Annotated in this window: 11 protein-coding genes; all 11 read left to right on the forward strand. The window is 69.4% G+C overall.

All coding sequences use genetic code 11. The annotated features are described in order from the left end of the window. Positions 1 to 31: 31 nt before the first annotated feature. Positions 32 to 721 carry a class I SAM-dependent methyltransferase gene (locus HKD39_RS04910; RefSeq protein ID WP_171198694.1) on the forward strand — a complete coding sequence of 230 codons (690 nt, stop codon included), beginning with the start codon at positions 32 to 34 and terminating at the stop codon, positions 719 to 721. Between the two features lie 499 nt (positions 722 to 1,220). Continuing rightward, positions 1,221 to 2,582, forward strand: coding sequence for a hypothetical protein (locus HKD39_RS04915; protein WP_171198695.1), 1,362 nt, complete (start codon positions 1,221 to 1,223; stop codon positions 2,580 to 2,582). 329 nt (positions 2,583 to 2,911) lie between these two features. Further along, entirely contained in the window at positions 2,912 to 4,198 is a 1,287-nt protein-coding gene (locus HKD39_RS04920; RefSeq protein WP_171198696.1) for a geranylgeranyl reductase family protein, read from the forward strand. 78 nt (positions 4,199 to 4,276) lie between these two features. Next, positions 4,277 to 4,645: an NADH-quinone oxidoreductase subunit A gene (locus tag HKD39_RS04925; RefSeq protein ID WP_171198697.1), complete on the forward strand. Its 369-nt coding sequence runs from the start codon at positions 4,277 to 4,279 to the stop codon at positions 4,643 to 4,645. Between the two features lie 98 nt (positions 4,646 to 4,743). Further along, positions 4,744 to 5,346 (forward strand): NuoB/complex I 20 kDa subunit family protein, encoded by a 603-nt coding sequence (locus HKD39_RS04930; RefSeq protein ID WP_171198698.1) that lies wholly within the window; start codon positions 4,744 to 4,746, stop codon positions 5,344 to 5,346. Positions 5,347 to 5,582: 236 nt separating this feature from the next. After that, a complete protein-coding gene (locus HKD39_RS04935) occupies positions 5,583 to 6,347 on the forward strand; it encodes an NADH-quinone oxidoreductase subunit C (protein ID WP_425488422.1) in 765 nt (254 codons plus the stop codon). Then, entirely contained in the window at positions 6,344 to 7,732 is a 1,389-nt protein-coding gene (locus HKD39_RS04940; protein WP_343074600.1) for an NADH-quinone oxidoreductase subunit D, read from the forward strand. The genes HKD39_RS04935 and HKD39_RS04940 overlap by 4 nt, the downstream gene beginning before the upstream one ends. Beyond that, entirely contained in the window at positions 7,729 to 8,592 is an 864-nt protein-coding gene (gene nuoE / locus HKD39_RS04945; protein WP_171198699.1) for an NADH-quinone oxidoreductase subunit NuoE, read from the forward strand. The genes HKD39_RS04940 and nuoE overlap by 4 nt, the downstream gene beginning before the upstream one ends. Next, entirely contained in the window at positions 8,589 to 9,965 is a 1,377-nt protein-coding gene (gene nuoF / locus HKD39_RS04950) for an NADH-quinone oxidoreductase subunit NuoF (protein ID WP_171198700.1), read from the forward strand. The genes nuoE and nuoF overlap by 4 nt, the downstream gene beginning before the upstream one ends. A gap of 2 nt (positions 9,966 to 9,967) precedes the next feature. Further along, positions 9,968 to 12,487 carry an NADH-quinone oxidoreductase subunit G gene (locus HKD39_RS04955; protein ID WP_171198701.1) on the forward strand — a complete coding sequence of 840 codons (2,520 nt, stop codon included), beginning with the start codon at positions 9,968 to 9,970 and terminating at the stop codon, positions 12,485 to 12,487. Next, the gene (gene nuoH / locus HKD39_RS04960; RefSeq protein ID WP_171198702.1) at positions 12,484 to 13,980 is read left to right on the forward strand and encodes an NADH-quinone oxidoreductase subunit NuoH; all 1,497 of its coding nucleotides are present in this window, start codon (positions 12,484 to 12,486) and stop codon (positions 13,978 to 13,980) included. Before HKD39_RS04955 ends, nuoH begins: the two co-directional genes overlap by 4 nt.

The raw sequence follows: 13,980 nt of genomic DNA on the forward strand, positions 1-13,980 counted from the left end.
TGTCCAGTCGGTGACCGTAAACTGAATGATCATGGGACGTGCCGATCTGGCCAAGCAGCCGCAGACCGTCGCCGCCATGTTCGACGAGGTCGCCGACGGCTACGACCGTACCGACACGCTCATCTCGTTCGGGCTCGACCGCCGGTGGCGGCGCGCGATGGTGGCGGCGCTGACCGTTGTACCGGACATGCGGGTGGTCGATGTTGCTGCCGGGACGGCGATCTCGACCGCGGCGCTGGCGAAATCCGGTGCCTGGAGCGTTGCCGTCGACTTCTCCGAGGGCATGCTGCGGGCCGGTGCCCGCAAGCGCGGAGAGGTACCCAAGGTGGTCGGTGACGCCCTGCACCTGCCGTTCGCCGACGCCAGCGTCGACGCGGTGACGATCTCGTTCGGGCTGCGCAACGTTGTCGACCCGGGCGCGGCGCTCGCCGAGTTCGCCCGAATCACCAAACCCGGTGGGCAACTGGTGGTCTGCGAGTTCTCCCAGCCGTACCGGTTGGTCCGGCCGTTCTACCGCTTCCACCGCAACACCGTGCTGCCCCGGCTGGCCAAGAAGGTCGCCAGCAATCCGGAGGCCTATCACTACCTGGTCGAGTCGATCGACGCGTGGCCGGCGCAGGCCGAGCTCGCCGGCACCATCGCCGCCAACGGCTGGCACGACGTCGCCTGGCGCAACCTCACCTTCGGCACGGTCGCCCTGCATCACGCGATCCGCGACTGACGGCACCCGCCGCAACCCGGGTGCTGCCCGGCATCCAGCAGACCCGGCATCCAGCAGACCCGGCATCCAGCTGACCCCCACATACCGCTGACCCACATACCGCTGACCCGGATGCAGCTAACTGCGCGCCGCGCCATGGGGAGTTCTCACCGTGCAGGTTTGCCCATTTCGCTGCGCCGCCGGCTCGGCGACCCTGATAGTCGCTAGCAACGCAGGTACTGGGCCGGTCGGCCGGTGCGCCGGCGCCGCGGGGCATCACAGCCGCGGATCGCCAGGGACCAGTGCCACCCACCAGAACGACGGACCAGAACACGGTGACGAACGGGCGATGACCGAGCCGCAGAACCAACCACAGCACCCGGCATCGGGGCAGCCGAATCCGGCGCGCCCACTTTTCGGGAACCAGATGGGCCCCGCCGCGCATCGCAGTGCTGTGAGACCTGAGCCCGCCCGCCACCAGGCACCCAACCAACCGATCAACTCGGCACAGCCAAGGCCGATGCGCTCGCCGGAGCCGACCTCGAGGTTCGGCCAGCAGCGGCCGCGGCATCAGGCCGCCGCGCAGCCCGTCCCGCCGCCGGCCGGTCGTCCCGGCAGCGAGTACCTCAACCAGCCCCTGAACGTTCCGCTCAACGCACACCACCCCGGCGCCGCGCCGCGCAGTGCCACCGCAAGGAGCGCATCGGCCCGGCCCGCCGGCGGCGTCATCGCCGCGCCGGCCGAGGGCAACGGCCGGTTGCGGACGCTCGGGCTGCTCGTCGGTGCCGTCGTCGCGGTCGCCGGCGTGACGGTCGGCGCCTCGCTCAGTGCTTCCGGCGACAACGCCGATGTCGCGCTCGCCGGCCTGAACGGCGCCACGACCTCGGTCAGCCAGCCCAGCGACCCCACGCCGACCAGCAGCTCGTCGCCACCACCCAGCACTCGGTCGGCCCCGAAATCTTCGAAATCGTCGAAGTCGTCGCAGCCGGCGCCCAGCACCCGGCTGGTCACCAAAACCGTGACCGCCAACGTCACCACCACCGCGCCGGGCCAGACCATCACCGTGCCGGGAGAGCCGGTGGTGCAGACCGTCACCGAGAAGGGTGAGACGCAGATCGTCACGGTGCCGGGCGAGCCGACGGTTGTCACCGTCCCCGGCGCGGTGCAGGTGGTCACCGAGGCCGGCCAGCCGCAGGTGGTCACCGTCACCGAAACCGTTGCGGGCGAACCGATGCCGGCCGACCCGGTGGTCGTCACCGTCACCGAGAACGGCCGGCCCAGCGTCGTCACCCAGCAGAACACGGTGACCCAGCAGAACACCGTCACGCAGCAGCACACCGTCACCGCCACCCGCTACTCGCAGGTCACCGCCCCAGGGTCCACCGGCGGCCCGGCCACCGGCACCACCGCGCCGAACGAGATCGCGCCGAGCACGGTGACCCTCACCGTCCGGCCGACCGAAGGCCCCGAACCGGTGCCGAGCACCGTCGTCACCACCACGACCGTGACGGCCCCGCCGAGCAGCTGCCCGTCGCGGCCGACGCTGATCCGCCCGTCGCTGCCGCTGACCAACAAGCCGGGCAAGACCGGCAATCCGACCACACCGGGGTCAACCGACAAGGCCAGCGCCGGCCCGCCGGCGACGTTCGAGCACAGCACCGTCAGGGCCAGTGCCGGCCCGCCGAAGCCGCCGGTGCGGATCCCGGTCAGCTCAGCGGTGCGGGCGTCCGCCGGGCCGCCGTCGGCGCCGGTGACCGGCGTCGATCGGTTCCGCGCCGATGCGGCCCAGCCGACTCAGAACCAGCAATCTCAGGCCCAGCAGACCGGCAGCGACCAGCGGGTCGGCCTGATCGCCTGCCCGCTCGCCGCCCCGACCCGCTGAGTCCTGCCGGACCAGGTTCGCGCCGGACCAGCCTCTCGCCGGACCAGCCTCTCGCCGGGCCGGCCCCGTCCATGCCGTCGCGTCGCGCGGTAACGCGCTGATCCGCTGCCGGGACGTCACCGACGCACCGAGGTCAGGGCAAGGTCAGGGCAGCGGCCGTCGGTACCCGAGCTGCCACGCCGGTGGTACTGGCGGCGGGGTGAGGCAACCCTGAGAAAACGGGGCGCTGTGACCGGTCCTACACTGGCCGCACCAGGACTTCGTGAACGATTTCACAAGCTCGGCGCGGCGGGATTCCCAGCGCGCGCCCGGTGGAGGAAGGTGGATGCGTGCCCAGCAGTGAACGCGTCGCCGAAAGCGCTGACGTGATCGTCGTCGGTGCCGGCCCGGCCGGCTCCACCGCGGCCGTCCACCTGGCCAGAGCCGGCCTTGATGTGCTGCTGCTGGAGAAGTCGACGTTCCCGCGCGAGAAGGTGTGCGGCGACGGGCTCACCCCGCGCGGGGTCAAGCAGCTTCACGCGTTGGGCATCGACACCTCCGACACCGCCGGCGGCGACTGGATCAAGAACAAGGGCCTGCGGGTGGTCGGCGGCGGCACCACCATCGAGTTGGACTGGCCGACGCTGGCGGACTACCCGAACTTCGGGGTGGTGCGGCCGCGGCGCGACTTCGACGACATGCTCGCCACCATGGCGGTGAAGGCCGGCGCCAGGCTGCGCACCGCGACCACCGTCACCGGCCCCGTCACCGACGACGCCACCGGGCGGATCACCGGCGTGGTCGCCAAGTCCGAGAACGGGCCGGTGCGGTACGCGGCGCCGCTGGTGATCGGCGCCGACGGGGTTTCCGCGCGGGTGGCACTCGGCATGGGCGTCAACAAGCGGGACGACCGACCGCTCGGCGTCGCGGTCCGCCGCTACTACACCAGCCCGCGCGCCGACGACGACTATCTGGAATCACACCTTGAGCTGTGGGACCGGGCCGATCCCGACCACCCGCGGCTGCTGCCCGGCTACGGCTGGATCTTCGGTCTCGGCGACGGCACCGTCAACGTCGGGCTGGGAATGCTCAACTCCTCCAAGGCTTTCGGCAAGACCGACTACCGGGCGCTGCTGCGCAGCTGGCTGGCCGGGACGCCGGAGGAATGGGGGCTGCGCGAGGAGAACGCCATCGGCGGCATCGGCGGCGCCGCACTGCCGATGGGCTTCAACCGGACCCCGCACTACGCCGACGGGTTGCTGCTGATCGGCGACGCCGGCGGAGTGGTGAACCCGTTCAACGGCGAGGGCATCGCCTACGCCATGGAATCGGCCGGGATCGCCGCCGACGCGGTGCTGCAGGCGCAGGGCCGCAGCGGTGCCGCCAGGGAGGCGGCACTGGCCGGATATGCCACCGCCATGCAATTGCACCTCGGCAAGTACTACCGATTGGGCGGCATGTTCTCCGCGCTCATCGGTAACCCGCGGGTGATGCGGACCGCCACCAAACTCGGGTTGCCCCGCAAGCACCTGATGTACCTGGTGCTGAAGCTGCTCGCCGGCCTGTACGACGGGCGCCGCGGCGACTGGGCCGATCACGTGGTGCGGGCGCTGCAGCGGGCGGTGCCAAGTGTGTAGCCGGCACCGGCGGCCACCGATGGTTCCGCCGATCCCGTCGGCTCCTGCAGAACTTCAGGGAAGGGATAGGTAACCGCCATGCTCGACGCCTACCTGCCCATCGTGCTCCTCGTCATCGTCGCCGGGGGATTCGCGGTGACGATGGCCACGGTGGTGTCGGATCTCTTGGGGCCACGGCGATTCAACCGGGCCAAGCTGGACGCCTACGAGTGCGGGATCGAGCCGACCCCGCTGCCGGCCGGCAGCTCTGGGCGGTTCCCGATCAAGTTCTATCTGACCGCGATGCTGTTCATCGTCTTCGACATCGAGATCATTTTTCTCTACCCGTGGGCGCAGTCGGCGGAAGCGCTCGGGGTCTTCGGGCTGATCGAGATGGGCCTTTTCATCGGCACGGTTTTCATCGCCTACATCTATGTCTGGCGGCGCGGCGGATTGGACTGGGAGTGAGCTGATCCGGCCGCGGCGGGCGGGTACCTGCGCACCGCACGAACGCGGCAGAGCATGGGCGGTACAAGCGTTTCAAGGACGAAAGGCGTTGAGGCCACATGGGATTGGAAGAGAAACTTCCCAATGGCATCGTGCTGACCAGCGTCGAGAAGCTGGTCAACTGGACCCGCAAGGCGTCGATGTTCCCTGCCACCTTCGGGTTGGCGTGCTGCGCCATCGAGATGATGACGACCGGTGCCCCGAGGTACGACCTTGGCAGGTTCGGCATGGAGGTGTTCAGGGCGTCGCCGCGGCAGGCCGATCTGATGATCGTCGCCGGCCGGGTGACGCAGAAGATGGCGCCGGTGCTGCGGCAGATCTACGACCAGATGCCGGAGCCCAAGTGGGTGCTCGCGATGGGTGTGTGCGCCAGCTCCGGCGGCATGTTCAACAACTACGCGGTGGTGCAGGGCGTTGACCATGTCGTCCCGGTCGACATGTACCTGCCCGGTTGCCCGCCCCGTCCGGAGATGCTGATCGACGCCATCCTCAAGCTGCACGCGAAGGTGATGGACGACCCGATCAATGCGGTGCGCGCCAAGGAGTTCGAGGGTCAGCGCACCGATCTGGTTGCCAGCTCTGTGCGCTACGGCAAGGACCGCACCCAACCGATCGGCCGGCCCGGCGCCGAGCCGGGTGTCGACGTGGGGGTGAAGTGGTGAGCCAGCACACGCCGGAACCGGAGAACGACAACGCCGGCACCGCGCCACGGGCCGGGAACGATCCGGCCGGCCGGCCGCCGCAGACCTCGGTGGACAGCCCGGCGGAATCTCCGGCCGGCACCACCGACAGTGCAGAGCCCGGCGGCGACCAGCGCGGCGCCGGCGGCGAACGGGCGGAGCGCGCAGCCGAGTCGGCTGCGGCGGCCGGGGCAGCATCCGGTGCCGCGGCGCCCGACATTGCCACCCCGGGCAGCGCCCCCGGCTCACTGGCCGCCTCGGAGTCGGTCACCACTGCTGCACCGGCGGACGCCGGGCCGCCGCTGACCCTGACGCCGGAGCGCCACGGCATGTTCGGTGTCCGCGGCTCCGGCGACACCTCCGGGTACGGCCTGCTGCAGCGCGCCGCGGTGCAGCCGAAACCGGCCGAACGGCCCTACGGCGGGTACTTCGACGAAGTGGCCGACGCGCTGGTGGCTGCAATGGCCGCGCGTTCCATCGACGCGTCGACGCTGGAGCTGACCACCGTCGCCAACGGTGAGATCACCTTCTATCTGCGCCCGGAGAACCTGCAGGCGGTGCTCTGGGCGGTGCGGGACGAGCCGGCGCTGCGCTTCGAGATGCTGTCGTCGCTGTCCGGCGTCGACTACGGCCCGTTGCACGGCGACCCCGACCCGCAACCGGTACCGCGCTCGCTGCACGTGGTGTACGAGCTGCTGTCGATGACCTACCGCAGGCGGATCCGGCTCGAGGTGGCCGTGGCCGAGAGCGAACCCTATGTGCCGAGCGCGGTTCCGGTGTATCCCACCGCCGACTGGCACGAGCGGGAGACCTACGACATGTACGGCATCGTCTTCACCGGGCATCCGGCGCTGACCCGCATTCTGATGCCGGACGACTGGGAAGGGCATCCCCAGCGCAAGAGTTATCCGCTCGGCGGCATTCCGGTGGAGTACAAGGGTGCCGAGATTCCACCCCCGGACGAACGGAGGGTCTACTCGTGAGTTCCACCTACACCGTTTCCGGTGGCGACTGGTCCGAGCTGGTCGACACCATCAACGCCGACCGCGCCAGAACGGTGCAGCGCGGCGGTGACGGCGCGGACGGCACCGGCCTGGTGATGCCGGACAACGAGCCGTTCGACCCCACCGACTCCGGATCGGACGTCGAGAGCGACGAACGCATCATCGTCAACATGGGTCCGCAGCACCCGTCCACCCACGGCGTGCTGCGGCTGATTCTCGAGCTCGAGGGCGAGACGGTGGTGCAGGCCCGCTGCGTGATCGGCTACCTGCACACCGGCATCGAGAAGAACACCGAGTTCCGCACCTGGACCCAGGGCGTCACCTTTGTGACAAGGGCCGACTATCTCTCCCCGGCATTCAACGAGGCCGCCTACTGCCTTGCCGTCGAAAAGGCGCTCGGCATCACGGTTCCGCCGCGCGCCGACGTGATCCGGGTGCTGCTGATGGAGCTCACCCGCATCTCGTCGCATCTGGTGGCGCTGGGCACCGGCGGCATGGAGCTGGGCGCGCTCACCGGCATGACGGCGGCGTTCCGCGAGCGCGAGGAGGCCCTGCACCTGATGGAGTACCTCACCGGCCTGCGGATGAACATGGCGTTCATCCGGCCGGGTGGGGTGCAACAGGATCTGCCAGAAGGCAGCATCGACCGGATCACCGAGTTCATCAAGGTGATGGACGCCCGGCTACCCGAGTACGACAAACTCCTTACCGGGCAACCGATCTGGAAGGCCCGCATGGAGGGCGTCGGGGTGCTGCCGCTGGAAGGCTGCATGCAGCTGGGCATCACCGGGCCGATGCTGCGGTCCGCAGGGTTGCCGTGGGACCTGCGCAAAACCATGCCCTACTGCGGCTACGAGACCTACGACTTCGAGGTGCCGACGCTCACCGAGGCCGATTGTTACGCCCGGTTCAAGCTGCGCATCGCCGAGATGCACGAGTCGCTGAAGATCATGCGGCAGACCCTTGAGCGACTGCGGGAGCCCGGCCCGGTGATGGTGGGGGACAAGAAGATTGCCTGGCCGGCGCAGCTGTCCATCGGCGCCGACGGCATGGGTAATTCACTCGAACACATCCGCACCATCATGGGACAGTCCATGGAGGCGCTGATCCACCACTTCAAGCTGGTCACCGAGGGCTTCACGGTGCCGGCCGGGCAGGCGTACGTCGGCATCGAGAACCCGCGGGGTGAGCTGGGCTGCCATGTGGTGTCCACCGGCGGCACCCGGCCGTGGCGGGTCCACCTGCGTGATCCCGGATTCGTCAACCTGCAGGCGCTGCCGGCGCTGACCGAGGGATCGATGATCGCCGACGTGGTGGCGGCTGTCGCCTCGATCGACCCGGTGATGGGAGGAGTGGACCGATGAACAGCCCAGCGCCGACCGGCTGGGACGCCACCGAGCCGATCGAGCTCGACGTGCCGCAGCAAGCCCCGCCGCAGGCGGAGCCCATCCCGGGTGAACCGTTGCAGGGCAAGCACAATCCGCGGATCAGCACGCCCAAGTTCCTCCGCCTCGGCACCGTGTACGACGAGCTCACCAGGCAGCGTGCAGCGCAGCTGATCGCCAAGTACCCGCAATCGCGCTCGGCGTTGCTGCCGCTGCTGCACCTGGTGCAATCGGTGGACGGCTGCGTCAGTGCCGACGGCATCGAGTTCTGCGCCGAGCAGCTCGGCCTGACGGCCGCCGAGGTCGAGGCGGTGGCGACGTTCTACACCATGTACAAGCGCACCCCGTGCGGTGAGCATCTGGTCAGCGTCTGCACCAACACCCTGTGCGCGGCTCTCGGCGGTGACGCGATCTACACCTCGCTGCGCGCCAAACTCGGTGTGGCCGACCAGGAAACGGCCGGCACGCCGGGCGAGCCGGGGTCGGTGACCATCGAGAGCGCAGAGTGCCTCGCGGCTTGCGACCACGCACCGGTGGTGACCGTCAACTACGAGTTCTACGACAGGCAGACCGTCGAGTCGGCCGCCGAACTGGTCGACGAATTGCAGGCCGGCAGGCGACCCGCTCCCACCAGAGGCGCGGCGCTCAGCTCGTTCAAGCAGACCGAGTTGGAGCTGGCCGGCATCTTCACCGGCGAGCAGCTCAGCGCCGAGGTCGCGGTGCCGACGGCCAGCGAACAAACCTTGCGCGGTAATACCTATGCCGGCGAGCACGCCCAGGTCGCGCCGGCCATGCCGGACAGCTACCAGATGCCAGACAAACCGGAGCCGAAATCATGAGTACGCCAGCAGGCCAGGCCGGGGCGTCCGGGGAAGACCGGGCAGCACAGCAGCCGCGACCACCCTCGACCGGCGATCAGCCGGCGGTGCTCAGCCCGGTGCTCACCAGACGCTGGTCGGCGCCGCGATCGTGGGACATCGACACCTACCGGCGACTGGACGGATACACCGCGCTACCCAAGGCGCTGGCCGTCGACCCGGCGCAGATCACCGAGCTGGTCAAGGCTTCCGGCCTGCGCGGGCGCGGCGGTGCGGGCTTCCCGACCGGCATGAAGTGGAGCTTCCTGCCGCCGCCGGACGGGAAGCCGCGCTATCTGGTGGTGAACGCCGACGAGGGCGAACCCGGTACCTGCAAAGACATTCCGTTCATGATGGCCGATCCGCACCTGCTGATCGAGGGTTGCCTGATCACCTGCTACGCCATTGGCAGCTCGTTCTGCGCGATCTACGTGCGCGGCGAGGCGGTGCAGGCCATCCGCCGGCTCACCAACGCCGTCGAGCAGGCCCGCGCCGCCGGTCTGATCGGGAAGAACATCCAGGGCAGCGGATTCGACTGCGACATCGTCGTCCACGCCGGCGCCGGCGCCTACATCTGCGGCGAGGAGACCGCGCTGCTGGATTCGCTTGAGGGCCTGCGGGGCCAGCCGCGACTCAAGCCGCCGTTCCCGGCGGTGGCCGGCCTTTACGCCAGGCCCACCGTGGTGAACAACGTCGAGACCATCGCATCGGTGCCCGACATCGTTTCCGGCGGCAGCGACTGGTTCCGCAGCATGGGCACCGAGAAGTCGCCCGGCCCGAAGATCTACAGCCTGTCCGGCCACGTCGAACGGCCGGGGCAGTACGAGGCGCCGATGGGTACGACGCTGCGGCAGCTGCTGGCCGCGGCCGGCGGCATGAAGGACGGGATCCCGCTCAAGTTCTTCACCCCTGGCGGGTCGTCCACCCCGATCTTCACTCCCGAGCATCTTGACGTACCACTGGATTTCGACAATGTCGCCGCTGCCGGGTCGATGCTCGGCACCACCGCCCTGATGATCTTCAACGAGACGGTGTCGGTGCCGTGGGCGGTGTGGAAGTGGCTGGAGTTCTACAAGCACGAGTCCTGCGGCAAGTGCACGCCGTGCCGCGAGGGCACCGGCTGGCTCACCCAGATCCTGCGCCGGGTGGTCAGCGGCGCCGGCGTGCCCGCCGATCTCGACGTGCTCGCGGATGCAGCGGAAAACATTCAAGGCCGATCGTTCTGTGCGCTCGGCGACGCCGCGGCCACCCCGATCCTCAGCTCGTTCAAGTACTTCAGGAGTGAGTTCGAAGACCTGATCTCCGGCCGGGCGGCGCCGGTGATCGACGCCCGCGAACTGGTGGGAGCGCACTAGCGATGACTCTGGCGAACAAACCCGCATCCGGCCCCGACAATGCTGCCGAACCCGAGCAGCCACCGGTGCCGGAAGGCCACGTCCGGCTGACCATCGACGGCATCGAGGTGATCGCGCCGAAGGGCGAGCTGGTGATCCGCGCCGCCGAACGGCTGGGGATCGCCATTCCCCGGTTCTGCGACCACCCGCTGCTCGAACCGGTCGGCGCCTGTCGGCAGTGCCTTGTCGAGGTCGAGATGGGCGGCAAGCCGATGCCCAAACCGCAGGCATCGTGCACCCAGACCGTCGCCGACGGGATGGTGGTGAAGACCCAGCTCACCTCGCCGGTCGCCGAGAAGGCCCAGCGCGGCAACCTTGAGTTCCTGCTGCTCAACCACCCGCTGGACTGCCCGGTCTGCGACAAGGGCGGCGAGTGCCCACTGCAGAACCAGACCATGGCAGACGGTTCGGCCAGCTCCCGGCTGATCGACGAGAAGCGACTGTTCGAGAAGCCGATCGCCATCTCCACCGAGATCCTGCTCGACCGGGAACGCTGCGTGCTGTGCCAGCGCTGCACCCGGTTCTCCGACCAGATCGCCGGCGACAAGTTCATCGACCTGCTGGAGCGCGGCAGCGGTCAGCAGATCGGGATCGGGGTTGACGCCGCCGGCGAGGTGCCGTTCCAGAGCTACTTCTCCGGCAACACCATCCAGATCTGCCCGGTCGGCGCGCTCACCTCGGCCGATTACCGTTTCAGGGCAAGGCCTTTCGACCTGGTCAGCAGCCGCAGCGTCTGCGAGCACTGCGCCGGCGGCGACGCCGTCCGTACCGACCACCGGCGCGGCGAGATCATGCGGCGGTTGGCGTGGAACGACCCGGAGGTCAACGAGGAGTGGATCAGCGACAAGTGCCGATTCGCCTTCACCTACGTCACCACCGACCGGCTGACCACACCGCTGGTGCGCCGCGACGGCGTGCTGGCGCCGGCGTCGTGGACCGACGCCGTCACCGCGGCGGCCGCCGGTCTGGAGAAGGCCCGTGACGCCCGTGGCGTCGGCGTCCTCGCCGGTGGCCGGCTCACCGCCTCGGACGCCTACGCCTACGCCAAGTTCGCCAGGGTGGCGTTGCGCAGCAACGACATCGACTTCAGGGCCAGGTACGGCAGCGACGAGGAGCTGGCGTTCCTTGCCGGTTATCTGCCCACCCTCACCGGACCGAACGCGGTGCGCTACGCCGACCTGGAGTCGGCGCCGACCGTTGTGCTGGTGGCATTCGAGCCCGAGGAGGAAAGCCCAACGGTCTTCCTGCGGCTGCGCAAGGCCGTCCGCAAGAACGGCACCGCCGTGCATGCGGTGGCGCCGCTGCGGTCCCGCGGGCTGGGCAAGCTGTCCGGCACCCTGGTCAAGGCGCTCCCCGGCGACGAGGCCGGCGCGCTTGACCAACTGCCGGAGCTGGACGAGACCGCCATCGTGCTGGTCGGTGAGCGGGCCGCGCAGAGCCCCGGCCTGCTGACCGCCGTCGCCGAGCTGGCCCGGCGCCGCGGCGCAAGGCTGGCGTGGATCCCGCGCCGCGCCGGGGAGGTCGGCTCGGCGCTGGCAGGTGCCGCGCCGACACTGCTCCCCGGTGGTCGCCTCGTCGCCGACCCGGCCGCCAGGGAAGAGTTGGAAAAACATTGGGGCGCACCGGTTCCCGACCGGCCCGGCCGCAACGGTGAGCAGATCATCGACGCCCTGGTCGGGGGTGAACTGTCCGGCGTCGTTGTCGGCGGCGTCGACCCAGGCGACCTGCCCGACCCGGCGAAGGCGCTCGCGGCGCTGGAGGCGGCCGACTTCGTCGTCAGCCTGGAACAACGGCTCACCGCCGTCACCGACCGCGCCGACGTGGTGCTGCCGATCGCCGCCGTCCCGGAGAAATCCGGCGCGTTCGTCGACTGGGAGGGACGCGTCCGTCCGTTCGACGCCGCGCTGGGCAAGACCGGCGCGATGGAGGACGGCAGGGTGCTGGACACCATCGGCGTCGAGATGGACGTCGACCTCTACACCCAGTCGGCGCTGGCGGCGCAGACCGAACTGGAACGCGTGTGGCGGGCGATTGCCCGTCCGGCGCAGGCACTTCCGGCCGGCCGGCACGAGGGTGTGCTGGCCAAGGGCGCCGAGGCGGTGCGCCAGCTGCTCGACAAACTGCCGGGCCGGCACCGCGGTCTGACGCTGGCGTCCTGGCGGATGTTGCTCGACGGCGGCACCCTGCTGATCGGCGAGCCGCACCTGGCCGGCACCGCCAAACCCGATGTGGTGCTGCTGGCCGCCGGCGCCGCCGCCGAGCGCGGCATCGAGGCCGGGCAGCAGGTCAGCGTCACCGGGCCGGCCGGGTCACTGACGTTGCCGGCACAGATTCTGCCGGACACCGAGATGCTCACCGATGTGGTGTGGCTGCCCGGCCGGGTCGACGGCGTATCGACCAGCGTCCGGCTCGGCGCCACGGTCGGTGCGCAGGTGCACGTGGAACCCGCTGCACAGCAAGCACAACCGGGAGGCCCGCGGTGAATCAACCGATCCTGTCCGACGACCCGTGGTGGCTGGTGCTCATCAAGGTGGTCGCGGTGTTCGCCCTGCTGCTGTTGCTGACGCTGTTCGCGATCTGGTTCGAGCGCAGGGTGGTGGGACGCATGCAGCACCGCCCCGGACCGAACTGGAACGGCCCGTTCGGGTTGCTGCAGTCGCTGGCCGACGCGCTCAAGCTGCACTTCAAAGAGGGCATCATCCCCAAGAACGCGGACAAGTTCGTCTACATCGCCGCCCCGGTGATGTGCGCGATACCCGCCTTCCTGGTGTTCTCCATCATCCCGATGGGCAGCACCGTGTCGATCTTCGGTGAGCAAACGGCTTTGCAACTGGTGGATCTGCCGGTCGGCGTGCTGGCCGCGCTGGCGTTCGCCTCGTTCGGCGTCTACGGCCTGGTGCTCGGCGGCTGGGCGTCCGGGTCCACCTACCCGCTGCTCGGCGGCCTGCGGTCGGCCGCGCAGGTGATCAGCTACGAGATCGCGATGGGGCTGTCGTTCGTCGCGGTGTTCATCTACTCAGGGACGCTCAGCATGTCCGGCATCGTCGCCGGACAGCAGGGCGGCTGGTACTTCTGGCTGCTGCCGGTGAGCTTCATCGTCTACTGCATCGCGATGGTCGGCGAGACCAACAGGGCCCCGTTCGACCTGGCCGAGGCCGAGGGCGAACTGGTCGGCGGCTACAACACCGAGTACTCCTCGATGCGGTTCGGGCTGTTCTTCCTGGCCGAGTACATCAACCTGATCAACGTCTCCGCCATCGCCACCACGCTGTTCCTCGGCGGCTGGCGGGCGCCGTGGCCGATCTCGTTGTGGAGCGGCGCGAACAGCGGCTGGATCACCCTTGTGTGGTTCTTCATCAAGGTGCTGCTGTTCATGTTCGTCTTCGTGTGGCTGCGCGGAACGCTGCCGCGGCTGCGCTACGACCAGTTCATGGCGATGGGCTGGAAGGTGCTGGTGCCGGTGTCGCTGGCCTGGATCGCGCTGGTCGGCACCGCAAGGGTGCTGGGCCGCACCACCAACCTGACCACCGCCCAGGTGATCATGTGGATCGGCATCCCGGTGCTTGTGGTGCTGCTGGTGGTGTCGTTCTGGCCGCGCCGAGAACGCCCCGGTGGCACCAGCTTTGCCGATTCCGAAGACCTCGACAGTGAGCTGGATGAGGTGGACGAGCTGGAAGCAGCGGGCAGCTATGTCGATGCCGACGGCAGAGCGGTGCTGGTCGATTCCGGGCAGCTCACCCAGATCGACCTGACCGCCACCCAGGCCATCGGCCCCGGGCTGCAGCCGGCCGGGCACGGCATCGATGCCGGACGGGTGGTGGCCCCGGCGCTGGGCCGGTACCCCATTCCGCCACTGGACCTGGCGGTACCGGTCGGCGCCGCAGCCGCCCCGCCCGGCGGGCAAACGGTCAAGGCCACAGGCAGCGGTGCCCAGTCCCAAGACTCATGGCAGTCCCCGCCGGAAGGAGGGCAGTGA

The organism is Nakamurella aerolata (genome assembly GCF_013002705.1).
GTDB lineage: Bacteria > Actinomycetota > Actinomycetes > Mycobacteriales > Nakamurellaceae > Nakamurella > Nakamurella aerolata.

Coding starts and splice junctions, on each gene's coding strand:
- HKD39_RS04930 (WP_171198698.1), top strand. CDS start 4,744: ATGGGATTGGAAGAGAAACTTCCCAATGGCATCGTGCTGACCAGCGTC.
- nuoE (WP_171198699.1), top strand. CDS start 7,729: ATGAACAGCCCAGCGCCGACCGGCTGGGACGCCACCGAGCCGATCGAG.
- HKD39_RS04925 (WP_171198697.1), top strand. CDS start 4,277: ATGCTCGACGCCTACCTGCCCATCGTGCTCCTCGTCATCGTCGCCGGG.
- HKD39_RS04910 (WP_171198694.1), top strand. CDS start 32: ATGGGACGTGCCGATCTGGCCAAGCAGCCGCAGACCGTCGCCGCCATG.
- HKD39_RS04955 (WP_171198701.1), top strand. CDS start 9,968: ATGACTCTGGCGAACAAACCCGCATCCGGCCCCGACAATGCTGCCGAA.
- HKD39_RS04915 (WP_171198695.1), top strand. CDS start 1,221: ATGCGCTCGCCGGAGCCGACCTCGAGGTTCGGCCAGCAGCGGCCGCGG.
- nuoF (WP_171198700.1), top strand. CDS start 8,589: ATGAGTACGCCAGCAGGCCAGGCCGGGGCGTCCGGGGAAGACCGGGCA.